This is a genomic window from Streptomyces sp. NRRL F-4489, from assembly GCF_001509485.1.
Classification (GTDB): Bacteria; Actinomycetota; Actinomycetes; order Streptomycetales; family Streptomycetaceae; genus Streptomyces.
In genome coordinates this window covers 1-21,648 of the sequence record NZ_LLZI01000239.1, presented here as the reverse complement: position 1 = coordinate 21,648, position 21,648 = coordinate 1, and the positions used below count along the sequence as shown (strand labels likewise).

Sequence of the window (21,648 nt, the reverse complement as noted above, 5' to 3'; positions counted from 1 at the left end):
CGCTGGAACCATGACCGACACCATCGCGCCCCAGCAGGGCGGAAGCGCCACCGACGCCGGTGTGCCGGTCGCCGATCTCACGGCGACCGGGATCAGCGGCACGCCCATCCAGCAGGCCATGGACCTGGCCCGCACCCACGGCCCGCTCTTCCGGCGGAAGTTCGGTGACCGCGAGACGCTGTTCCTGTCCTCGGTCGACCTGGTCACCGAGGTGTCCGACGAGACCCGCTTCGCCAAGGGCGTGTCGGTGGTCCTGGAGAACGTGCGGGAGTTCGCCGGTGACGGTCTGTTCACCGCCTACAACGACGAGCCGAACTGGGCCACGGCGCACGAGGTGCTGATGCCGGCCTTCGCGCTGGGCTCGATGCGTACGTACCACCCGGCGATGCTCAAGGTCGCCCGCCGGGTGATGGCCGCCTGGGACCGGCGGATGGCCGAGGGCCGCCCGGTCGAGGTCGCCGAGGACATGACCCGGATGACCCTGGACACCATCGGGCTGGCCGGTTTCGGTTTCGACTTCGAGTCGTTCTCCCGGGACACCCCGCACCCGTTCGTCGAGGCGATGGTGCGCTGCCTGCAGTGGAGCATGACGAAGTTCGCCCGCGATCCCGGCGCGGACCACTCGGCGGCCGACGCGGCGTTCCGCGCGGACGCCGACTACCTCGCCTCGGTCGTGGACGAGGTGATCGCCGCCCGCACCGCGAGCGGGGAGCGGCGCGACGACGACCTGCTGGGCCTGATGCTGGCCGCCACCGGCGAGGACGCCGCCCGGCCCGGCCCGGTGCTGGACCTCGCCAATATCCGCAACCAGGTCATCACCTTCCTGATCGCCGGCCACGAGACCACCTCCGGCGCGCTCTCCTTCGCCCTGTACCACCTGATGAAGGACCCGCTGGCGCTGCGGCTGGCGCAGCGGGAGGCGGACGAGCTGTGGGGCGACGACCCCGACCCGGACCCGTCCTTCGAGGACATCGGCCGGCTCCCGTTCACCCGCCAGGTGCTCAACGAGGCGCTGCGGCTGTGGCCGACCGCCGCCGCCTTCTCCCGCCAGGCCCGTACCGACACCGTGCTCGCCGGCCGCTATCCGGTCGCCGCCGGCGAACTGGTCACCGTGCTCACCCCGATGCTGCACCGCGACCCGGTGTGGGGCGACAACCCCGAGGCGTTCGATCCGTTCCGCTTCAGCCCGGAGGCCGAGGCGGCCCGCTCCCCGCACGCCTACAAGCCCTTCGGCACCGGTGAACGCGCCTGCATCGGGCGGCAGTTCGCGCTGCACGAGGCCACCATGCTGCTGGCGCTGCTGGTGCACCGCTACCGGCTGGTCGACCACGCCGGATACCGGCTGCGGGTCAAGGAGACCCTCACCCTCAAGCCGGACGGCTTCACCCTGGCGCTGGCCCCGCGCACCCCCGCCGACCGGGCCGCGGTCCGCGCCGCGCTGGCCGTGCTGCCCGGCGCCGCCGCCGGATCCGCCGGCCCCGGCGACGCGCCCGACGAGGGGCTGCCCACCCGCGTCCCCCAGGACACCGGGCTGCTCCTGCTGCACGGCTCCAACTACGGCACCTGCCGGGAGTTCGCCGAGCGGCTCGCCGACGAGGCCGCGGCGCTGGGCTTCGCCCCGGAGGTCGCCCCGCTCGACGCCCGTACGGGCGCGCTGCCCACCGACCGCCCGCTCGTCATCGTCGCCGCCTCCTACAACGGCCGGCCCACCGACGACGCCGCGGCCTTCACCGCCTGGCTCGGCACCGCCCCCGAGGGCGCCGCGCACGGCGTCCGCTACGCGGTGCTCGGCGTCGGCGACCGCAACTGGTCCGCCACCTACCAGCAGGTCCCCACCCTGCTCGACGACCGGCTGGCCGCGCTCGGCGGCGAGCGGCTGCTGCCCCGTGCCGAGGCCGACGCGTCCGGCGAACTGGCCACCGCCGTCAAGGAGTTCGGCGCCGCGCTGCGCACCGAACTCCTCACCCGCTACGGCGACCCGGCCACCGCCGGCGCCGCCCCGGACGCCCCCGCCGACACCGGCTACACCGTCACCGCGCTCACCGGCGGCCCGCTGGACGCGCTCGCCGACCGGCACGGCCTCGTCCCGATGACCGTCACCGAGGCGTACGACCTGACCGCCGAGGGCTGGCCGCGCCCCAAGCGCTTCCTGCGCCTGGCCCTGCCCGACGGCGTCACCTACCGCACCGCCGACCACCTGGCCGTACTGCCCGCCAACACCCCGGAGGCGGTGGACCGCGCCGCCCAAGTGCTGGGCGTCGACCTGGACACCGTGCTGGCGCTGCGCCCGCCGGCCGGCCGCCCGGGCCGCGACACCCTCCCCGTCGACCGTCCCCTGACGGTGCGTCAGCTCCTCACCCGCCACCTGGAACTGGGCGCCCGCCCGGACCGTGAGCAGCGCGCCCTGCTCGCCGCGCACAACCCCTGCCCGCCCGAGCGGCAGGCTCTGGAAAACCTCCCCGACGACGACCCGCGCACCGTCCTGGAGCTGATCGAGGCCCATCCGGCGCTGCGCGGCGCGCTGCCCTGGCCGGTGCTGCTGGAGCTGCTGCCGCCGCTGCGCGTCCGGCACTACTCGCTCTCCTCGTCGCCCGCCGCCGACCCGCGCCACGCCGAGCTGATGGTCTCGCTGCTGCCCGGCGGCACCGGCTCGACGTATCTGCACACCCTGCGGCCCGGTGACAGCGTGCTGGCGCGGGTGCAGCCCTGCCGGGAGGCGTTCCGCCTCGACCCGGCCGACGAGGCGCCGGTCATCATGGTCGCCGCCGGCACCGGCCTGGCGCCGTTCCGCGGCGCCGTCGCGGACCGCGTCGCGGCCGGGGCGACCACGCCCGCGCGGCTCTACTTCGGCTGCGACGACCCGGACGGCGACTTCCTGCACGCCGCGGAGTTCGCCGCCGCCGAACGGGCCGGCGCGCTCACCGTCCACCCGGTCTTCAGCGCCCGCCCGGAGCACGGCCACCGCTTCGTCCAGCACCGCATCGCCGCCGAGGCGCGCGAGGTGTGGGAGCTGCTGCGGGCCGGGGCCCGGGTGTATGTGTGCGGCGACGGCAGCCGGATGGCGCCGGGCGTCCGGGACGCGTTCCGTACGGTGCACCGCACCTGCACCGGCGCGTCCGAGCAGGAGGCGGAGGCGTGGCTGCGCGAACTGACCGCGTCCGGACGCTATGTGGAGGATGTCTACGCGGCGGGCTGACCGGGCCCGTAAAGCGGGCGGCGGGCGCGGCTACGACAAGCGCGCCCGCCGCCCGCCTTTCCGTGCGGTCCGGTGCCGCTAGCCGTCCGCCAGGCCCGCGCCCGCCGCCCACTCCTCCCGCTCCGCGCCGTCCGCGCCCCGAGGAGACCGCCCGGCCGCGCCCGGCAGCCGTACGACCACCAGGGCCAGCCCCGCCACGGTGACGTTCCGCACCGCCGCCTCGACGCCGTTCCACTGCTTCGACTGCCACATCGCGAACCACTCGCCGCCGATCGCCCAGAACCCGGCGCCGAACAGCAGCACCACCATCACCAGCCCGGCCGTCGCCAGCCCGCGCCCGCGCCCGGCCCGCCCGCGCACCGCGCCCACCAGCGTGGCCGCCACCAGCACCAGCGCCGCCACCGACTCCCAGGCGATCACCGCGATATACGCCGCGTCCTGCACCCGGCGGGAGGTGACGGCCCGCCACATCAGGTCCGGGTCGCGGAAGGTGGTGTCCATCGCCAGGACATGGCGGACGTACTGCTGGTTGGTGCCGAAGTCGGTGATGTTGCCGAACGCGACCAGCGCCATGTAGAGCGCCACGATCCCGGTCAGTACCACCGCCGCCCACGACAGTCCGCCGCCCGCCGCCTCCCGCGTCCCGCGCACCCCAACTCCTCTTCCGTAGCCGGACCGTTCATCCCGCCGTCCGCGCCCGGCCCGTTCCCGCACCGCCCGCCGTACGCCAACTCCCGTACGCTGCTGCCCGACCGGCCGGACCGACGAGGGGACAACGGGGCAGATGACGAGCAAGCGGTGCGCGGGGACGGTCGCCGTCGCGGCGGCGGCGGTGATCGCGGCGACCGGACCGGCGCAGGCCGGGACGGCCGCCACGACGCCCACCACGACATACGACACCACCACCGCGGTCGGTGTCCACAACGCGTACGACAAGGCCAAGTACCCGTACTTCGCCGACGCCCTGGACTCCGGGGCCGCGCTGGTCGAGGTGGACGTGTGGACCAACGGGCTGGGCGCCTCCTGGCGGGTCTCGCACAGCAACCCGCTGGGGAACAACAGCAATTGCGTGGGCGCGGCCACCGCCGCCGACCTGCGGGCCAAGGACCGCAACCAGGACTTCGCGGGCTGCCTGGCCGATATGCGGGCCTGGCACGACGCGCACCCCGGGCACCGCCCGATCCTCGTCAAGGTCGAGCTGAAGGACGGTTTCAACGCGAAGAAGGGCCGCGGACCGGCCGAATTCGACGCGCTGGTACGGCAGAAGCTCGGCGACGCGGTCTACGGGCCCGGCGACCTCGCGGCCGGCCACGCCACCCTGGACGAGGCGGTCCGGGCGGGCGGCTGGCCGTCCCGCGCCGACCTGGCCGGGAAGTTCCTCTTCGAGCTCATACCGGGCACGGTCGAGGAGCACAACCCGCTCGACCGGCTGTGGACGGACGTCGAGTACGCCACCCACCTCAAGTCCCTCGCCGCGCAAGGGCAGTTGGGCCGGGCCACCGCCTTCCCCGCCGTGCACGGCGCCGCGCCCGGCGACCCCCGCGAGCGCTACGCCGACGCCACCCTGCGCCCGTGGTTCGTCGTCTTCGACGGCGACGCCGCGACCTACCTGGGCGGCGCCATCGACACCGCCTGGTACGACACCCGCCACTACCTGCTCGTCATGACCGACGCGCACAAGGTCCCGCCGGCCCTGGACGCCACCCGTCCCACCGAGGCCGAGGCCCGCGCCCGGGTCGGTCTGCTGGCCGCCGCGCACGCCAGCTTCGCCACCGCCGACTGGTACCCGCTGCCGGACGTGCTGCGCACGGTGGTGCCGCGCGGCGCCGCCCGCCCGGGCACCTGACCGGGCCACCCGGCCCGCCCGGTCAGCCCAGCGCGGCCCGCCGGTACAGCGCCGCGATATCCGCCCCGAACCGGCTGCTGTACGAGGTGGTGTCGTCGCCGCCCTCGTCCTGCCCGCCGATCACCCCGATCAGGGAACCGGTGCCGGTGGCCGGGTCGACGTCGGTGAGCATCGGGCCGCCGCTGGTCCCGGCCGGGAAGCCCTCGCACGGGAAGCGCAGCTGGCCGGAACCCTCGGCGTCCGCGGTGTGCCGGCACACCACCGGGGTGTCGCTGTCACCCGGATAGCCGGTCAGCTGGGCCGGGCGGCCGGGCGGCGCGTCGAACCGGATCCGCTCGGCACCGGTGACGTCCTCGATCCGCTGGTCGGTGCCGCCGTGCCGGCGCACCCGGACGAACGCCACGTCGTGGTCCGGGTCCCGGTCGCTGATCCACCGCGGGTCCACGTCGACCCGGGTCGGCACCCACAGCCCGTACGGCGCGATCCCGTCGTGCAGGCCGGGCGCGAAGACCAGCCGGGTGCGGAAGCCGCCGTCGTGGACACAGTGCGCGGCGGTGGCGAGGAGGTTGCCGCCGGGGGAGTGCACCACGCTCGCGGTGCAGTAGTGGCCGGCGCCCTCGTCGTCCTCCGGGGAGAAGAGCGCGCCGACCGGAGGCGAGGGCGGTGCGGCGGTGGCCACCAGGGGCCGGGACTCCGGCAGCGGCGCCGTGCCCTCGCCGGCCCGGCGGACGGCCGCCGCCGGCGGGGCGGGCCGCTCGCGGTACCCGCCGGCCAGCACCGCCGCGGCCGCCCGGTCACCGGCCGCCCGGGACGCCCGGTACGTTCCGTTCACCGGGTCGCCGGGCGCCACGTACGCGTCCTGCCGCGCCGCTTTGAGGACCAGCGCCGAACCGCCCACCACGACCGTCAGCGCGCCCAGCGCCAGCGTCACCCGCAGCGGCACCCCGGCGCGGGCCCGGCCGGTGCGCACCGGGCCGCCCGGCTCCGGCCACCCGGGCGCCGGGCCGGGCCCCGCCGCCCCGGCCGTCCCGCGCCCGCCCGGCGCGTCCTCCGCCGGCCCGGGGCCGCGTTCGCTCGTCTCCACCAGGTGCCGCCTCGCGCATCAGCCGGCGCCGGCCCGGCCGTACGGCGGCGTACGGGGCGGGGCGGCGCCGGAAACAGACATTCCCACCAGTCTGATGCACACCGGCCCGCCGGGGTTGGCTCCGGCGGCCGATCACCTGACCCGCTGCGCCGCCAGGGTGACACCGCGCCCGGCGAGGTTGTGCCGGATCAGCTCCGGCGCCATCCCGTACGCGCTGGGGAAGTCCATCGGGACGATGCCCAGGCCCTGCCAGGCGGCGCCCTCGCCCGCCAGCAGGCTCTTCACACGCGGGTTGAGCCGGTCGGCGTTGGAGCGCGGCGGGAGCAGCGCCGCGGTCGAGACGTAGTTGACGAAGAGCTTGCCGGGCTCGGCGACCGCCTTGCGGAACTGCGCCTCGACCTTGGGGAACTTCCCGAGCGGTTCGGTCATGTAGGCGTCCTGGATGTCGAACAGCGCCGGATCGGCGTACCGCACCCCGCCCAGCCCGTCCGCGTCCGCCAGCAGCACCACCCGGCCCCGCGCCTCGCCCAGCCGCGGCAGCCCCGGGTCCAGCCGGAACAGCGGGCGGTAGCCCTTGGCGTCGAGGTAGATGCCGAAGATCCGGCGGAACTCCTCGGCGGAGACCTCCGAATACTCCTGCTTGACCCGCATCAGCACGGTCTCGGACGGGTGCGCCCGCAGGAAGTCGCGGCAGGCGTTGAGCACATCGCCGAACATCAGCTCCTGGTAGAACGCGCCGTGGTGGATCGCGAAGACGTCGTCGATGGCCCGGCAGCGCACGTCCAGGAAGCGGATACCGGACGCCAGCTGCTCGGCCACGGTGGTGTCCTGGCAGGCCACCCAGGGCCCGCCGAACCGCGCGCCGGAGTCGTGGGTGCCGGGGATCGTCAGCCGCCGCACGGGCGTGGCGTCGTCCAGCGCCGCCATCCAGTCCGCGGTGGTGACCGCCGTGCGGGCGGTCCGGGGGCGCGGTACGGCGATAGCCGCGCCCGCCCCGCCCAGGCCGGTCAGCACCCCGGCGGCGGTCAGCCCCGCCGCGCCCCTGAGGAACCCCCGCCGGTCCAGCGCCGTCCCCGTACCCGTCCCCATGCCCCGCCCCTTGTCCGTGTCCGTTCCGGTCCGTCCGCGCCCGCCGGTCCGCGGGCACGGGTGTACGACCGGGGCATCGAACCACACCGGCGGGCCGGCGGGCACCCCGTGTGCGCGGGGCGCCCGCCGCCGGTCAGGTCCGCACGGCCAGCGACAGCGCGAACCGCCCGGCGCGGTCCGTCCACCACTCGGCCAACTCAAGCCCCGCGGCGGCGAGTTCGGCCCGTACCCGGTCCTCGCGGAACTTCGCGGAGACCTCCGTGCGCAGCTCCTCGCCGGCCGCGAACGGCACCACCAGATCGAGGTCCGGGATCTTCACGGTCAGCTCCCGCCGGGCCCGCAGCCGCATCTCGATCCACTCCTCGGCGGCGTCCCAGCGCGCGACGTGGTCGAAGTCCGCCGGGTCGAAGTCGGCGCCCAGCTCGCGGTTGATGACCTCCAGCACGTTCTTGTTGAACGCGGCCGTCACCCCCTGGTCGTCGTCGTACGCGGCGATCAGCGTGGCCTCGTCCTTGACCAGGTCGGTGCCGAGCAGCAGGGCGTCCCCGGGCGCCAGCAGACCGTGCACGGACCGCAGGAACGCGGCCCGTTCGCCGGGGAGGAGGTTGCCGAGGGTGCCGCCGAGGAACGCCAGCAGCCGCGGCCCGGGCGCCTCCGGCAGCGTCAGGCCCTGCTGGAAGTCGGCGACCAGGGCGTGCACGGTCAGCCCGGGGTGCTCGGTCAGCAGCGCCTCGCCGGCCGCCCGCAGCGCGGACTCGCTGACGTCCACCGGGACGTAGGTGCGCAGCCCGGTCAGCGCGCGCAGCAGCAGCCGGGTCTTCTCGGACGACCCCGAGCCCAGCTCGATCAGGGTGCGGGCGCCGGTGGCGGCGGCGATCCGGCCGGCGGTGGCGGTCAGGATCTCGCGTTCGGCGCGGGTGGGGTAGTAGGCGGGCAGGGTGGTGATCTCTTCGAACAGCTCGCTGCCGCGGGCGTCGTAGAACCACTTCGGCGGCAGCTGCTTGGGCGTACGGGACAGGCCCTCGGCCACGTCGGCGCGCAGGGCGGCGGCGGTGGCGTCGGCGGGCAGGGTGCGGGTGAGGCTGAGCGGGCTCACGTGGCGGGCTCCTTGAGCGGGGTGAGGGTGACCTCGGTGCGGGTGGCGCGCAGCAGGGTGCGGTCGGGCACCTCGGTCCAGTGGGGGGAGGTGTCGTAGGGCTCGGAGGCGACGACCCGGCCGCCGCCGGGCACGGCCAGGTGGTAGAGGGTGTCGCCCCAGGTGGTGGCGGCGATGGTGGTGCCGTCGGTCAGCAGGAGGTTGAGCCGGGAGCCGGGCGCGGCCGCGGCGGCGTCCTCGACGGTGCCGGCCAGCGCGTCGCCCGGTTCGGCGCCGGCCGCCAGCCGGTGGTGGACCAGCGCCCACAGGAACGCGGTGTCGGAGCGCGCCGCCAGCCGCAGCAGCTCCCCGGCGGGCAGCGCGGCGGCGAGCGGCGCCATGCTGTCCGGCCAGCCGGCCACCGCGCCGTTGTGGCTGAAGAGGTACCGCCCGGTGGCGAACGGCGCGGCGGCCGCCTCGGCGTCCGCGCCGCACACCGTGGCGTCCCGGACGGCGGCCAGCAGCGCCCCCGTCCGGATCACCCGGCCCAGGTCGGGCAGCTGCTCATCGGCCCAGATCGGCCCGGCCCGGCGGTAGCGGGCCGGCACCGGGTCGCCGGGCGCGTACCAGCCGACGCCGAAACCGTCCGCGTTGACCGTGCCGTGCCGCTGGTGGCGCGGCGCCCACGACTGCCGGTACAGACCGTGCGGCGGCGCCAGCACCACCTGCCCGAACGGCACCTCCGGCCCCACGTACGCCAGATGACGGCACATCAGTTCACGTCCGGTGCGGCGTCCCGGGCGGTGCGGAACCCGGCGAAGATCTGCCGCCGCACCGGAAGGTCCCAGTTGCGGAACGTGCCCCGGCAGGCGACCGGGTCCACGGCGAACGAGCCGCCGCGCAGCACCTTGTGCGCGCTGCCGAAGAACACCTCGGAGTATTCGCGGTACGGGAACGCCGCGAAGCCCGGGTAGGGCAGGAAGTCGTCGGCCGTCCACTCCCACACATCGCCGATCAGCTGGCGGATGCCGAGCGGCGAGGCGCCCTCGGGGTAGGCGCCGGCCGGCGCCGGGCGCAGATGGCGCTGGCCGAGGTTGGCGTGGTGCGGGCCGGGGTCCGCGTCACCCCACGGGTAGCGCCGGTCCCGGCCGGTCGCCGGGTCGTGGCGGGCCGCCTTCTCCCACTCGGCCTCGGTGGGCAGCCGGCGCCCGGCCCAGCGCGCGTACGCGTCCGCCTCGTACCAGCTGACGTGCAGCACCGGCTCGTCCGGCGGCACCGGCTCGACCACCCCGAAGCGGCGGCGCAGCCACTGCCCGCCCTCGCGGCGCCAGAACAGCGGCGCCCGCAGCCGGTGTTCGCGCACCTGCGCCCAGCCCTCCGGGGCCCACCAGCGCGGCTCCTCGTAGCCGCCGTCGTCGACGAAACGCTGATACGCGGCGTTGGTGACGGGGGTGGTGTCGAGGAAGAACGGCGCGACCGTGCGCCGGTGCGCGGGCCGTTCGTTGTCCAGCGCCCACGGCTCGGTGGAGGTGCCCATCACGAACGGCCCGCCGGGCACCAGCACTTCGGGCGGCAGCGGGCCGGGCGGCGCGGGCGGCGGCTCGGGCGCGGTCAGGACCGGCGGGCCCTTGCGCAGCTGGTGGGTGATCAGCATGGTCTCGTCGTGCTGCTGCTCGTGCTGGGCGATCATGCCGAAGGCGAAGCCGGCGTCCAGCAGCGGCCCGCCGCGCAGCGGACTGCGTTCCAGGACGTCCAGCACCCGGCCGCGCACCTCGGCGGCGTAGCCGTGCGCCTCGGCCGGGCCGAGCAGCGGCAGCGACGGGCGCGCGGCGCGCGGATGCGCGAACGCGTCGTAGACGGAGTCGATATCGGGGCGCAGCGGGTCGCGGCCGCCCACGGTGCGCAGCAGCCACTGCTCCTCCTGGTTGCCGATGTGCGCCAGGTCCCACACCAGGGGCGACATCAGCGGGGAGTGCTGGGCGACCAGGTCCGGCTCCTCGACGCACGTGGTCAGCAGGCGGGTGCGGTCGCGGGCGGCGAGCAGCGCGGCGGCGGCCCGCTCCCGGACCGGCTCGGGATCGGTGGTCACTTAAGCGTCCTTCCCAACGGTGAGAGGGCCCCCGGCGGCGGTGCCGGGCCCGGGGGCCGGCGGCGGGCCGGCCGCCCGCTGGGCCGCGCGCAGGGCGTCGAGCTGGTCGTCGGCGGGGCACCGGCCGCGGTCCACGTAGCGCGCGGTGAACTCCGCGACCGCGTCCCGGATCGCGGGCGCGGCGCCCAGCCGGGGCAGCGCCTCCCGCGCGGCGGCGAAGCAGGCGGCCGCGGCGGCGCGCAGCTCGGGGTCGGCAAGGCCGTCGCGGGCCGCGGTCCGCCACAGCGGGTTGTCCGGCGCGGGGTCGCGGCCGGCGGTCTCCGCCAGCGGCTTGACGGCCCGGTAGGCGTACTCGGCGGCCTCCGGGTCGTCGAAGAGCGCGGCCGTGACGGCCAGCGGCACGATCCACCCGTCCTCGCCCGGCTGCGCGTCGATCATCCGCAGCTCCAGATGGCCGCGCGGCCGGACCGGCGGGAAGAGGGTGGTCACGTGGTAGTCCAGGTCCGCCCGGTCCGGCGGCCGGGGCGCGCCGGTACGCACCCACTCCCGGAACGTCAGGCCCTCCGGCGCGTCCCAGGGCCCGTCGGGGCGCCGCACGCACATCACCGGGGCGTCCAGCGCGTAGCGGGCCCAGGCGGCGCGCGGATCGGGGCCGGCGGGCGGGGCCAGGGTGCGGCCCGGGTCGATGCGCGTCCAAATCGCCTGGCGGGTGGTGCGGTAGCCGGTCGGGCGGCCCTCGGCGAGCGGGGAGTTGGCGAACGCGGCGGCCAGCACCGCGCCCAGCAGATGCGCCAGCAGCCAGCGCCGGCCCAGCCCCAGCGGACCCGGCTCCTCGTGCCCGGCGTCCAGGCACACCTGCACCGAGGCGGTACCGCACATCATGTGCCGGCCGTCCGGGCCGCGCCGGTCGAAGTACGCCTCCATGGCGTCGTAGCGCGGGGCGGTGAGCACCCGCCGCGGGGGGTGCCAGGGGTTGTGGCCGTGGCCGGCGAGGCCGAGGCCCAGCTCCCGCAGGACGGGCCGGACCCGGGCGAGATCGGCGCGGACGGCCGCCACGCAGGCGTTGAGGGTCGGGGCGGGCAGCGAGCTGAGCTCCAGCTGGCCGCCGGGTTCGAAGGTGAGGGCGGAGGTGAGCGGCAGGGCGCGCAGGGCGGCCGCCGCGGTCCGCATCCGGTCGGCGTCGACCGGACATCGGGGGTTGCGGGCGTCGTGGACCAGCAGCTCGATCTCGACGCCGGTCCGGCGCGGTGGTCCGGTCTTGAAGCAGATACCGCGCAGATGGGCTTCGAGTTCGGCTTCTGATATCGGCGGGCGTACGGGCATCGCTGCGCACTCCCCTCGGGGCGGCTGGAACGGCCGCCCTCCACCTAAGCGGCTGCCGGCGCCCGGCTCAAGGGCGCCGGGCCGCGGCGGAGTGCCCGGGGGCCGGGACCGGGCAGGTGGGACGGGGGAGGGGAGCGGGAAAAATCGATACGCCCGTTCGGGTGGCCGGGGCCGCGTCCGGCCCGCCCGGCGGCGTCCGGCCCGGCCCCGGCCGCCGGCCCTACTGGCGGTAACCGGCCAGGAAGCGCCCGATCCGGCTGATCGCCGCGTCGAGGTCGTCGGCGTACGGCAGGGTCAGGATGCGGAAGTGGTCCGGGCGCGGCCAGTTGAAGCCGGTGCCCTGCACCACCTGGATCTTCTCCCGCAGCAGCAGGTCCAGGACGAACTTCTCGTCGTCGTGGATCCTGTGCACCGCCGGATCCAGGCGCGGGAACGCGTACAGCGCGCCCTTGGGCTTGACACACGAGACGCCCGGGATCTCGTTGAGCCGCTCCCAGGCCCGGTCGCGCTGCTCGCGCAGCCGGCCGCCGGGCAGCACCAGGTCCGTGATGGACTGCCGGCCGCCGAGCGCCGCCTGGATCGCGTACTGCGCCGGGGCGTTGGGGCACAGCCGCATGGACGCCAGGGTGCCCAGGCCCTCCAGATAGTCCGCGGCGTGCTCCTTGGGGCCGGAGACCACCAGCCAGCCCGAGCGGAACCCGGCCACCCGGTACGCCTTGGACAGCCCGCTGAACGTCAGGCACACCAGGTCCGGGGCGAGCACCGCGGCGTGGTGGTGGACCGCGTCGTCGTAGAGGATCCGGTCGTAGATCTCGTCCGCGAACACCATCAGCTGGTGGCGGCGGGCGAGGTCGAGCATCCCTTCCAGCAGTTCGCGCGGGTAGACCGCGCCGGTGGGGTTGTTGGGGTTGATGATGACCAGTGCGCGGGTCCGGTCGGTGATCTTAGAGGCGAGGTCGTCCAGGTCCGGCAGCCAGTCCGCGGACTCGTCGCACAGGTAGTGCACCGGCTTGCCGCCGGCCAGGCTGGTCACGGCCGTCCACAACGGGAAGTCGGGCGCCGGGATGAGGACTTCGTCCCCGTCGTCCAGCAGCGCCTGCACGGCCATGGAGATCAGCTCGGAGACGCCGTTGCCGAGGTAGACGTCATCCACGCCGACGTCCGCCAGACCGGCCTCCTGATAGCGCTGGGCCACCGCGCGGCGGGCCGAGAGGATGCCGCGGGACTCGGTGTAGCCGTGCGCGCGGGAGAGGTTGCGCATCACGTCCTGGAGGATGTCCTCGGGGCACTCGAAGCCGAACAGCGCGGGGTTGCCGGTGTTCAGCCGCAGCACGCTGTGGCCGGCCTCCTCCAGCGCGTCCGCGTGCTCGATCACCGGCCCGCGGATCTCGTAACAGACGTCGGCCATCTTGCCGGACTGCTTGAACTGCACGCGGCCACCTCCCACTTGACTCGTCCGCCGCGGACCGCGGCAGCGCCCGAACAGGCTACTTGGATTTCCCCACTTCCTACTTGGAAAATCCAACCACACATCTATGCTGGTGTCATGCCGCGCCGAAGTTATGACCAGTACTGCGCCGTCGCCCGGGCCCTGGACGCCGTCGGCGACCGCTGGACCCTGCTGATCGTCCGGGAGCTGCTCGGCGGCCCCCGCCGCTACAGCGACCTCCACGCCGACCTGCCGGGCGTCAGCACCGACATGCTCGCCACCCGCCTGAAGGACATGGAACGCGACGGCCTGCTCACCCGCCGCCGCCTCGCCCGGCCCGCCGCCTCCGTCTACGACCTCACCCCCCGCGGCCGCGCCCTGCTCCCCGCGCTGACCGCCCTCGCCGACTGGGGCGCCCCCGCCCTCGCCGAACGGCGCCCCACCGACGCCGTACGCGCCCACTGGTTCGCGGTCCCCCTGATGACCCGGCTGGCCCGCCACTTCGCCGGCGAACCGGTCCGCGTCCTCGACATCGTCCTGGACGAGGGCACCTTCCACCTCGTCCTCGACCCCACCGACCCCCACTACGCCGACGGCCCCGCCCCCCACCCCGACGCCGTCCTGCGCATGGACACCGCCACCTGCACCGCCCTCGCCGAGGACCGCCTCACCCTCACCGAGGCCCTCACCGCCGGCCGCGCCGCCCGCACGGACCCGGACGAGCACCCGGGGGCGGCGCTTGCGCCGGGGTGACGCGGGGACTTGCCGCCGCCCGCGCCCCGTGGCACGGTCCGTGCCGTGACCATCGACCGGCGGCCGCCCGGTCCTGGGCGGATGCCCCGCTCACCTTGGCGATGTCCCGACTCCCTGGCGCGCCGCTATGCGAACTCCCGCTTGGTGAAAGGGAGTTGGCCGCCTGGGCGGCCACCGTCCGCCGCGTCCACGCCGCGCTCCCGCCCGCCGGACTGGCCCGGCTGCCGCTGCGCCACGGACACCAGGCCGAGACCGTGCGGCGGCTGCGCGCCTGGTACGCGCGGACGGCGGAGCGCCGGCTCGCCCCGGCGGTGCGGTACGCCCTGCGGGCCGGTATGGACTGGCTGGACGCCTCCGTGCCCGGCGCGCCGGACGCCCCGCCCGGCATCCCGCCGGACGTCCCGGCCGTGTTCGGCGCCGGTGACGGCAACTCCGCCAACTACCTCTGGGACGGCCACCGGGTCCGCGTCGTCGATCTGGAGGAATCCGGCCGCAGCGACCGCGCCTACGAACTCGCCGAGATCGTCGAGCATGTCTCCGCCTGGGTGCCGCGCCCCTTCGACACGGCCGCGTTCCTGCGGCGCTTCCCGCTCACCCCGGCCGAATCCGCCCGCCTCCGGGAGTGCCGGATCCTGCTCGCGCTGGTCTGGCTCTCCCTCCTGGCCGGCGACGACCCCGCGCACCCGCGCAATCCGCCCGGTACGGCCGAACGGCAGGCCCGCCGGCTGCTGCGGCGGCTCGACGGGGCGGGGTAGCGCGCGGGCGGGCGGAGAACGGGGGCGGGGCTAAGGCCGCTCGGGTGCGAGGATCCGGGCGTCCGGGGTGCGTTCGGCGGCGAGCAGGCGGAGGGCGGCGGCGGAGGGTGAGTCTTCGGGTGCGGTGTAGATCATCACGCCCTGGCCGGAGCCGTCGGGGGTCTGCATCATCTCGAAGTCCAGGGTCAGTTCGCCGACCAGCGGATGGTGGAACCGCTTGGTGCCGAAGGTGCAGAAGCCGACCGTGTGGCGGGACCACAGCGCGCTGAACTCGGTGCTCTTCATGGACAACTCGCCGATCAGCTCGGCCAGTTGCTGATCGTCGGGGCGCTGCCCGGCGGCCACCCGCAGCGCGGCCACGGCGCGCCGGGTCTCCTCGTCGCGGTCCGGGTACAGCTCGCGGGTGTGCGGGTCGAGGAAGAGCAGCCGCTGGGCGTTGGGCCGGTCCAGGGGGCGGTTCGGACTCTCGGGGTCGAGGTGGCCGGCGACCAGGGCGTGGCCGAGGCGGTTCCACGCCAGGATCTCGAAGCGCGGCCCGAGGGCGAGGGCGGGGACGCCCTCGATGGCGGTGAGCAGCTGCCGCACGCCGGGCCGGGCCTTCTCCGGGCGGACCGCGGGGCGGCGCCTGGCCCGGGTGGGGCGGGCCAGCTGGCGCAGATGGGTCTGCTCGTCGGGGGTGAGCCGGAGCGCCCGGGCCAGCGCGTCCAGCACGCCCTCCGAGGCGTTGTGGCTCTGGCCCTGCTCCAGGCGGGTGTAGTAGGCGACGCTGACGCCGGCGAGCTGCGCGAGCTCCTCGCGCCGCAGTCCGGGGACCCGGCGGCGCGCCCCGTAGGAGGCCAGGCCGACGTCCTCCGGCTGGAGCCGGGCGCGGCGGGTGCGCAGGAAGTCCCCCAGTGCGGAGGGGCCGTTGTCGGTGGTGTCCATGGCTGCCAGTGTGCGCCATGGGGCGGGCCGGTTGCCTGTCCCTGGCGTTGGCAGGATCCGGCTTGCCGGCGTGGCAGGGTCCGGCGGCCGGGTCGTGCGCGGGGGCCGCGTCCCGGCTGTGTGCGGGCTGTCGGGCGGAGCGTGCGCCGGCGGTCGGGACACCCGGCGGCCGGAACTGTTCCGTGGCGGATACCGACCGCTTAGTATGCCGCGTGGCGAGGGCCGGGACCGGCCCCGCACCGCCCGTACGACGCGAGTCCGTGGAGGCACCAGGTGAAGGCATGGCGGGTACACGAGAACGGCGAACCGCGCGCGGTGATGCGGCTGGAGGAGGTCCCGGACCCGGAGCCAGGGCCCGGCCAGCTGCTGCTGCGGGTGCGCGCCGCGAACGTCAACTTCCCCGACGCGCTGCTGTGCCGCGGCACGTACCAGGTCCGGCCGCCGCTCCCGTTCACCCCCGGCGTGGAGATCTGCGGTGAGGTCGTGGCCGGTGGGGAGGGTACGGACGCCGTCCCGGGCACCCGGGTCCTGGCCCAACCGCCGCTGCCGGGCGGCGGTTTCGCCGAGTTCGCGCTCGCCGACGCCCACACCGTCCGCCCGGCCCCCGAGGCGCTGGACGACGCCGGGGCCGCCGCGCTCCACATCGGCTACCAGACCGGGTGGTTCGGCCTGCACCGCCGGGCCCGCGTCCAGCCCGGCGAGACACTGCTGGTGCACGCCGCGGCGGGCGGCGTCGGCAGCGCCGCCGTCCAGCTCGGCAAGGCCGCCGGCGCCCGGGTGATCGGCGTCGTCGGCGGCCCCGAAAAGGCCCGCACCGCCCGCGAACTGGGCTGCGACCTCGTCCTGGACCGGCGCACCGACGACCTCGTCGCGGCCGTCAAGGACGCCACCGGCGGCCGCGGCGCCGATGTCGTCTACGACCCCGTGGGCGGCGACGCGTACACCAAGTCCACCAAGTGCGTGGCGTTCGAGGGCCGGATCGTCGTCGTCGGCTTCGCCGGCGGGACCATCCCCACCCCCGCCCTCAACCACGCCCTGGTCAAGAACTACGCCATCCTCGGCCTCCACTGGGGCCTCTACACCACCCACGACCCGGCCGCCGTGGACGCCTGCCACGAGGAACTGACCAAGCTCGCCGCCCAGGGCGCCATCAAGCCGCTGATCGGCGGCCGGGTCCCGCTGGACGGCGCGGCCGACGCCGTGCAGCGGGTCGCCGACGGCGACTCCACCGGGCGCCTCGTCGTCCTCCCCGGCGCGGGGGAGGCCCGATGACCGACGCCGCCGAGCTGCGCCGCCGCACCGCCGCCCTCCTCGCCGCGCACCCGCCGGCCACCACCGGCCGGCTCGACTTCCTGCGCGCCCGCTTCGACGCCGGCCTGGCCTGGGTGCACTTCCCCGCCGGCCTCGGCGGCCTGGACGCCCCGCGCGCCCTCCAGGCCGTCGTGGACGCCGAACTCGCCGCCGCCGGCGCCCCGGACAACGACCCCGGCCGGATCGGCATCGGCCTCGGCATGGCCGCCCCGACCGTCCTCCGCTACGGCACCGACGCGCAGAAGCGGCGCTTCCTGCGGCCGCTGTGGACCGGCGAGGAGGTCTGGTGCCAGCTCTTCAGCGAACCGGGCGCCGGCTCCGACCTGGCCGCGCTCGCCACCCGCGCGGCCCGCGACGGCGACGGGGACTGGACCGTGGACGGGCAGAAGGTGTGGACGTCCAGCGCCCACCTGGCGCGCTGGGCGATCCTCCTCGCCCGCACCGATCCGGACGTCCCCAAGCACCGCGGACTGACCTACTTCGTGTGCGATATGACCGCGCCCGGCGTCGAGGTGCGGCCGCTGCGCCAGATCACCGGCGAGGCCGAGTTCAACGAGGTCTTCCTGACCGGCGTGCGGATCCCCGACGCGCACCGCCTCGGCCCGGTCGGCGACGGCTGGCAGGTCGCCCGGACCACCCTGATGAACGAACGCGTCGCCATCGGCGGCGCCCGCCTGCCCCGCGAGGGCGGCATGATCGGCGTGGCCGCGGCCGCCTGGCGCGACCACCCCGGACTGCGCACCCACGACCTGCACCAGCGGCTGCTGAAACTCTGGGTGGAGGCCGAGGCCACCCGGCTCACCGGCGAACGGCTGCGCCAGCAGCTCGCCCAGGGCCAGCCAGGACCCGAAGGCAGCGGCATGAAGCTGGCGTTCGCCCGGCTCGCGCAGCGGATCAGCGGCTGGGAGGTGGAGTTCCGCGGCGAGGCCGGGCTCACCTACGACGACTGGACGCTGCGCCGCCCCGAAGGCGTCGACTTCACCGGCCGCGAGGCCGGATACCGCTATCTGCGCGCCAAGGGCAACTCCATCGAGGGCGGCACCTCCGAAGTGCTGCTCAACATCGTCGCCGAGCGCGTCCTGGGCCTGCCGTCCGAGCCGCGCACCGACAAGGACGCCGCCTGGAAGGACCTCCCCCGATGACCCGCACACCCCCGGCCGCCGAACCCGACCTCCTCTACTCCGACGACGAGGAGGCCCTGCGCGCCGCCGTACGCTCCCTGCTCGCCGACCGCTGCGATCCGGCCACCGTCCTCGCGTCCGCGGAGTCCGGCCGGCCCTACGACGCCGAGCTGTGGCGGGCGCTGGCCGGGGAGATCGGCGCCGCCGGGCTGCTGGTGCCCGAACGCCTCGGCGGCCAGGGCGCAGGACCCCGCGAGACCGCCGTCGTCCTGGAGGAACTGGGCCGCGCGGTCGCGCCGGTGCCCTATCTGACCAGCGCGGTCCTCGCGGTCACCGCGCTGCTCGGCTGCGACACCGCCCGGCCCGAGACCGCCGAACCGCTGGCCGCGCTCGCCGCCGGCCGTACCACCGGCGCGCTCGCCGTCCCGCTGACCACCGCGCCCGGCGCGGCCGCCCCGCCCACCGTCCGCGCGGACGCCACAGGCGCGCTCACCGGCCGGATCACTTCGGTCGCCGACGCGGCCGGCGCCGGTCTGCTGCTCGTCCCGGCCCGCGGCCCGGACGGCGACCCGGCGCTGTACGCGGTGGACGCCGCGGCGGACGGGGTGCGCACCGAGCCGGTCACCCCGCTCGACCTGACCCGGCCGCTGGCCCACGTCGTCCTCGACGGCGCGCCCGGCCGCCTGCTGGCCGTCGGGGACCGGGCCTTGGCCGCCGTGGACCGCGCCCTGCTCACCGGCGCCGGACTGCTCGCCTCCGAACAGCTCGGCCTCGCCGAATGGTGCCTGGCCGAAACCGTGCGGTACACCCGCGAGCGCACTCAATTCGGCCGCCCGGTCGGCTCGTTCCAGGCGCTCAAGCACCGGATGGCCGCGCTGTGGCTGGACATCGCCTCGGCCCGGGCGACCGCCCGCAACGCCGCCGACGCGCTCGCCGCCGACTCACCGGACGCGCCGGTGGCGGTCGCGGTGGCCCAGGCGTACGGCGCGCCGGTGGCGGTGCGGGCCGCCGAGGAGTGCCTCCAGCTGCACGGCGGCATCGGCATGACCTGGGAGCACCCGCTCCACCTCTACCTCAAGCGGGCCAAGAGCGATGAACTCGCCCTGGGTACGCCGGGCCGCCACCGGGAGGCGCTGGCGGGGCCGGTGGGGCTGGCGGGTCCGGTCGGTTCGGCGGGTCCGGCGGGGGCGTAGGCGGGGCGCGGCCCGGTGCCGTGATCCGGGGCACGGGGCCGTGGCCCGGTGGCGCGCCGGGCCGACTGGTGGGGTGCAGGGGGCGAGCCGCCCGGCTCAGCCGGTGACCGCGAACGGCCGGCTGAAGGCGTGCGTGGTGCCGTCGCCGGCCGCCACCTCCAGCGCGTACGCGGGGCCGGGCGGTACCGCCGGCAGCGTCACGATCGCCTCACCGGCCCGCCCGGCGCCGGCCCGCGGGGAGACCAGCGCCAGCCGCTGTATGCGGCCCCGGCCGGCGGCCGCGTTCAGCCAGACGTCCACATCGGTGCCGGTGGTGTTGGTCCAGGCCACCGGGAAGCTGCCGTTGGCCCGGAGGCTCACCGGGCCGGCCGGGCCGTTGACCCGGATCCGGCCGGGCGCGGTCCGGCCGCCGGGCCGGGGGAGCGCCGCACCGGGCCGTGACCCCTGGGCGCGGGCCGGGCCGGAGCCCAGCGCGCTGATCGCGGCGCGCGCGGCCGGGCCGGCGGGCCGCCCGGGGCCGGAGCGGGCGTCCGCGGGACGGCCCGCGGCGGCCGGACCGGCGGCGACGGCGGGGGAAGTGGCGGGCGCGGCGGCCTGCTCGGAGCCGGAGGGGTGGGTGGGGGCCAGTTCGAGGACCAGCGTGCAGCCGACCGCGGTGGCGGCGACGGCGATGGCGAGGGAGTTGGCCGTCTCGGCGACCCTGCCCATCGCGTCCTCCTTTCCTCGGGGGAGGGACGAGCCGGAACATCCCCGGCGACCTTGATCATCAAAAAGCCGCGCCCGGTGACCACCTGCATGGCCAGCCCCGCCGCGACAGGGCCGCCGCGCGGGCGGATACTCGGCGCCGCACCCGTACCGGCGGTAAAAAATCCGCAAAGCTCCGAGGGTGTCCGGAAAGTGCGGTTCAGGTAGCGTCGGAGCCATGACGACCGCGACCCGCCGTGTGCTGATCGGACCGGTGCTGCTGCTCCTGGCGGCCCTCCTCGCGCTGGCCGCGGTGGCCGCTCCCCGGGCGCACGCCGTGGGCGGACTGGACGAGGCGGCCGCCGCCCTGCGCAAGGGACCCGTCTACGTCGACCCCCGCGCGTCGGGTCAGTTTTCGGCCAGTCAGGCGGACGCGCTGGCCCGGAAGATCAGGGATGCCGGCAAACCGGTCTTCGTCGCCGTCCTGCCCCGCACCCCCGACTACCCGCCCAGCACCCTCCTGCGCGATCTGCGCACCAAGGTCGGCATCAGCGGCGTCTACGCCGTCGAACTCGGCGACGGCTTCAACGCCGGCGCCGACCCGCGCGTCATGTCGCGCACCGCCGTCCAGAACCTCGTCGGCGCCGTCAAACGCTCGCAGTACCCGACCGTCTCCGCCCGGCTCAACAGCTTCGTCGACACCGCGCTCACCGAGGCCCGCGGCCGCGCCCCGGCCTCCTGGGGCGGCACCGGCGGCGGCTTCGGCACCGGCACCGCCATCGGCGTCGGCGTGCTGATCGTCGTCGGGGGCGGCGGCGCCTACGCCCTCGCCCGCCGCAACCGCCGCCGCCGCGCCGAGGAGGAGCGCGCCGCCCTGGAGGAGCTGCGGGTGGTGGTCGACGAGGACATCACCGCCTTCGGCGAGGAACTGGACCGGCTGGACTTCAGCCCGGCCGAACCCGGCGCCGACGACGCGATGCGCGCCGACTACGCCCGCGCCCTGGACGCCTACGAGGAGGCCAAGTCCGCGATGGCCGCCGCCCGTCACCCCGGCGACGTACGGGCCGTGACCAGCCAACTGGAGGAGGGCCGCTTCGCGCTCGCCACCCTCGCCGCGCGCCGCACCGGCCAACCGCTGCCGGAACGCCGCCCGCCGTGCTTCTTCGACCCCCGGCACGGCCCCTCGGTCACCGACGCGGCCTGGGCCCCGCCCGGCGGCGCCGCGCGCACCGTCCCGGTCTGCGCCGCCGACCAGGCCCGCCTGGACGACGGCCGCGAGCCGCTGGCCCGTACGGTCCGCACCCCCTACGGCGACCGCCCCTACTGGGACGCCGGCCCCGCCTACGCCCCCTGGGCCGGCGGCTACTTCGGCGGCGGTGTGCTCCCCGGCCTCCTGGCCGGCACCCTGCTCGGCCACATGATGCTCACCACCCCGGCCTACGGCGCCGACTTCGGCGGCTACGGCGCCCCGGACGGCGGCGACGTCACCGGCGCGGACTTCGACCCCGGCGCGTTCGGCGGCGGCTTCGGCGACGGGGGCGGTTTCGGTGACGGCGGCGGCTTCGGGGGCGGGGGTGGCGACGGGGGGTTCGGCGGGGGCTTCTGAGGGGTGAAGCGGTTGCCGGACGCTGACGCCCGCGCCCGGCCCCGGCCCCAGCCCCGGTCCGGCCGTCCGTAGGGCTACGAGCCCGCCGCCCCTGTAGCGCGCCACGACCCCCATAGCGCCCCGCCACCCCACCGCCCCGTACACCCACGCCCCCCGGCCCCACCCCGGGG

Annotated in this window: 18 protein-coding genes; 8 read left to right on the top strand and 10 right to left on the bottom strand. The window is 76.1% G+C overall.

The window, feature by feature from the left end; genetic code table 11:
* Positions 1 to 10 precede the first annotated feature (10 nt).
* A complete protein-coding gene (locus ADL22_RS22320; protein ID WP_066982580.1) occupies positions 11 to 3,196 on the top strand; it encodes a cytochrome P450 in 3,186 nt (1,061 codons plus the stop codon).
* Positions 3,197 to 3,274: 78 nt separating this feature from the next.
* Here ADL22_RS22320 and ADL22_RS22315 read toward each other — a convergent pair whose 3' ends face one another.
* Positions 3,275 to 3,847: a DUF2165 domain-containing protein gene (locus ADL22_RS22315; RefSeq protein ID WP_066982577.1), complete on the bottom strand. Its 573-nt coding sequence runs from the start codon at positions 3,845 to 3,847 to the stop codon at positions 3,275 to 3,277.
* Between the two features lie 133 nt (positions 3,848 to 3,980).
* Between ADL22_RS22315 and ADL22_RS22310 the strand changes: the two genes are divergently transcribed.
* Positions 3,981 to 5,042 carry a phosphatidylinositol-specific phospholipase C domain-containing protein gene (locus ADL22_RS22310; protein ID WP_066982575.1) on the top strand — a complete coding sequence of 354 codons (1,062 nt, stop codon included), beginning with the start codon at positions 3,981 to 3,983 and terminating at the stop codon, positions 5,040 to 5,042.
* Positions 5,043 to 5,064: 22 nt separating this feature from the next.
* Here ADL22_RS22310 and ADL22_RS22305 read toward each other — a convergent pair whose 3' ends face one another.
* The 7 genes from ADL22_RS22305 to ADL22_RS22275 form a co-directional block, all read right to left on the bottom strand.
* Entirely contained in the window at positions 5,065 to 6,126 is a 1,062-nt protein-coding gene (locus ADL22_RS22305; protein ID WP_066982572.1) for a trypsin-like serine peptidase, read from the bottom strand.
* 132 nt (positions 6,127 to 6,258) lie between these two features.
* Complete coding sequence (locus ADL22_RS22300) at positions 6,259 to 7,215, bottom strand: phosphatidylinositol-specific phospholipase C (RefSeq protein ID WP_066982569.1); 957 nt, start codon at positions 7,213 to 7,215, stop codon at positions 6,259 to 6,261.
* Between the two features lie 133 nt (positions 7,216 to 7,348).
* Entirely contained in the window at positions 7,349 to 8,311 is a 963-nt protein-coding gene (gene egtD / locus ADL22_RS22295; protein WP_066982566.1) for an L-histidine N(alpha)-methyltransferase, read from the bottom strand.
* The gene (egtC, locus tag ADL22_RS22290) at positions 8,308 to 9,063 is read right to left on the bottom strand and encodes an ergothioneine biosynthesis protein EgtC (protein WP_066982564.1); all 756 of its coding nucleotides are present in this window, start codon (positions 9,061 to 9,063) and stop codon (positions 8,308 to 8,310) included. The genes egtD and egtC overlap by 4 nt, the downstream gene beginning before the upstream one ends.
* Positions 9,063 to 10,379 carry an ergothioneine biosynthesis protein EgtB gene (gene egtB, locus ADL22_RS22285; RefSeq protein ID WP_066982562.1) on the bottom strand — a complete coding sequence of 439 codons (1,317 nt, stop codon included), beginning with the start codon at positions 10,377 to 10,379 and terminating at the stop codon, positions 9,063 to 9,065. The genes egtC and egtB overlap by 1 nt, the downstream gene beginning before the upstream one ends.
* Positions 10,380 to 11,702 (bottom strand): ergothioneine biosynthesis glutamate--cysteine ligase EgtA, encoded by a 1,323-nt coding sequence (gene egtA / locus ADL22_RS22280; RefSeq protein ID WP_066982559.1) that lies wholly within the window; start codon positions 11,700 to 11,702, stop codon positions 10,380 to 10,382.
* Positions 11,703 to 11,922: 220 nt separating this feature from the next.
* On the bottom strand, positions 11,923 to 13,134 hold the full coding sequence (locus ADL22_RS22275; protein ID WP_066982556.1) for a pyridoxal phosphate-dependent aminotransferase: 1,212 nt from the start codon (positions 13,132 to 13,134) through the stop codon (positions 11,923 to 11,925).
* Between the two features lie 114 nt (positions 13,135 to 13,248).
* Between ADL22_RS22275 and ADL22_RS22270 the strand changes: the two genes are divergently transcribed.
* Together ADL22_RS22270 and ADL22_RS22265 are read left to right on the top strand one after the other, a co-directional pair.
* On the top strand, positions 13,249 to 13,884 hold the full coding sequence (locus ADL22_RS22270) for a winged helix-turn-helix transcriptional regulator (RefSeq protein ID WP_066982553.1): 636 nt from the start codon (positions 13,249 to 13,251) through the stop codon (positions 13,882 to 13,884).
* A 155-nt stretch (positions 13,885 to 14,039) separates the two neighbouring features.
* Positions 14,040 to 14,639 carry a phosphotransferase gene (locus tag ADL22_RS22265; RefSeq protein ID WP_234430808.1) on the top strand — a complete coding sequence of 200 codons (600 nt, stop codon included), beginning with the start codon at positions 14,040 to 14,042 and terminating at the stop codon, positions 14,637 to 14,639.
* 30 nt (positions 14,640 to 14,669) lie between these two features.
* Here ADL22_RS22265 and ADL22_RS22260 read toward each other — a convergent pair whose 3' ends face one another.
* Entirely contained in the window at positions 14,670 to 15,563 is an 894-nt protein-coding gene (locus ADL22_RS22260; protein WP_066982550.1) for a helix-turn-helix transcriptional regulator, read from the bottom strand.
* A gap of 273 nt (positions 15,564 to 15,836) precedes the next feature.
* On the opposite strand from ADL22_RS22260, the gene ADL22_RS22255 reads away from it, so the two are divergent.
* The 3 genes from ADL22_RS22255 to ADL22_RS22245 are packed head-to-tail and all read left to right on the top strand — an operon-like array spanning position 15,837 to position 19,188.
* On the top strand, positions 15,837 to 16,835 hold the full coding sequence (locus tag ADL22_RS22255; RefSeq protein WP_066982547.1) for an NADPH:quinone oxidoreductase family protein: 999 nt from the start codon (positions 15,837 to 15,839) through the stop codon (positions 16,833 to 16,835).
* Complete coding sequence (locus ADL22_RS22250) at positions 16,832 to 18,016, top strand: acyl-CoA dehydrogenase family protein (protein ID WP_066982544.1); 1,185 nt, start codon at positions 16,832 to 16,834, stop codon at positions 18,014 to 18,016. Before ADL22_RS22255 ends, ADL22_RS22250 begins: the two co-directional genes overlap by 4 nt.
* Positions 18,013 to 19,188, top strand: coding sequence for an acyl-CoA dehydrogenase family protein (locus ADL22_RS22245; protein WP_066982542.1), 1,176 nt, complete (start codon positions 18,013 to 18,015; stop codon positions 19,186 to 19,188). Before ADL22_RS22250 ends, ADL22_RS22245 begins: the two co-directional genes overlap by 4 nt.
* A gap of 96 nt (positions 19,189 to 19,284) precedes the next feature.
* Here ADL22_RS22245 and ADL22_RS22240 read toward each other — a convergent pair whose 3' ends face one another.
* Positions 19,285 to 19,896, bottom strand: coding sequence for a hypothetical protein (locus ADL22_RS22240; RefSeq protein WP_066982539.1), 612 nt, complete (start codon positions 19,894 to 19,896; stop codon positions 19,285 to 19,287).
* A 214-nt stretch (positions 19,897 to 20,110) separates the two neighbouring features.
* Between ADL22_RS22240 and ADL22_RS22235 the strand changes: the two genes are divergently transcribed.
* Positions 20,111 to 21,478 carry a hypothetical protein gene (locus ADL22_RS22235; RefSeq protein ID WP_066982535.1) on the top strand — a complete coding sequence of 456 codons (1,368 nt, stop codon included), beginning with the start codon at positions 20,111 to 20,113 and terminating at the stop codon, positions 21,476 to 21,478.
* The last annotated feature ends 170 nt before the right edge of the window (positions 21,479 to 21,648 follow it).

Coding starts and splice junctions, on each gene's coding strand:
- ADL22_RS22270 (WP_066982553.1), top strand. CDS start 13,249: ATGCCGCGCCGAAGTTATGACCAGTACTGCGCCGTCGCCCGGGCCCTG.
- egtA (WP_066982559.1), bottom strand. CDS start 11,702: ATGCCCGTACGCCCGCCGATATCAGAAGCCGAACTCGAAGCCCATCTG.
- ADL22_RS22310 (WP_066982575.1), top strand. CDS start 3,981: ATGACGAGCAAGCGGTGCGCGGGGACGGTCGCCGTCGCGGCGGCGGCG.
- ADL22_RS22300 (WP_066982569.1), bottom strand. CDS start 7,215: ATGGGGACGGGTACGGGGACGGCGCTGGACCGGCGGGGGTTCCTCAGG.
- ADL22_RS22240 (WP_066982539.1), bottom strand. CDS start 19,896: ATGGGCAGGGTCGCCGAGACGGCCAACTCCCTCGCCATCGCCGTCGCC.
- ADL22_RS22320 (WP_066982580.1), top strand. CDS start 11: ATGACCGACACCATCGCGCCCCAGCAGGGCGGAAGCGCCACCGACGCC.
- ADL22_RS22250 (WP_066982544.1), top strand. CDS start 16,832: ATGACCGACGCCGCCGAGCTGCGCCGCCGCACCGCCGCCCTCCTCGCC.
- ADL22_RS22235 (WP_066982535.1), top strand. CDS start 20,111: ATGACGACCGCGACCCGCCGTGTGCTGATCGGACCGGTGCTGCTGCTC.
- ADL22_RS22260 (WP_066982550.1), bottom strand. CDS start 15,563: ATGGACACCACCGACAACGGCCCCTCCGCACTGGGGGACTTCCTGCGC.
- egtC (WP_066982564.1), bottom strand. CDS start 9,063: ATGTGCCGTCATCTGGCGTACGTGGGGCCGGAGGTGCCGTTCGGGCAG.
- ADL22_RS22245 (WP_066982542.1), top strand. CDS start 18,013: ATGACCCGCACACCCCCGGCCGCCGAACCCGACCTCCTCTACTCCGAC.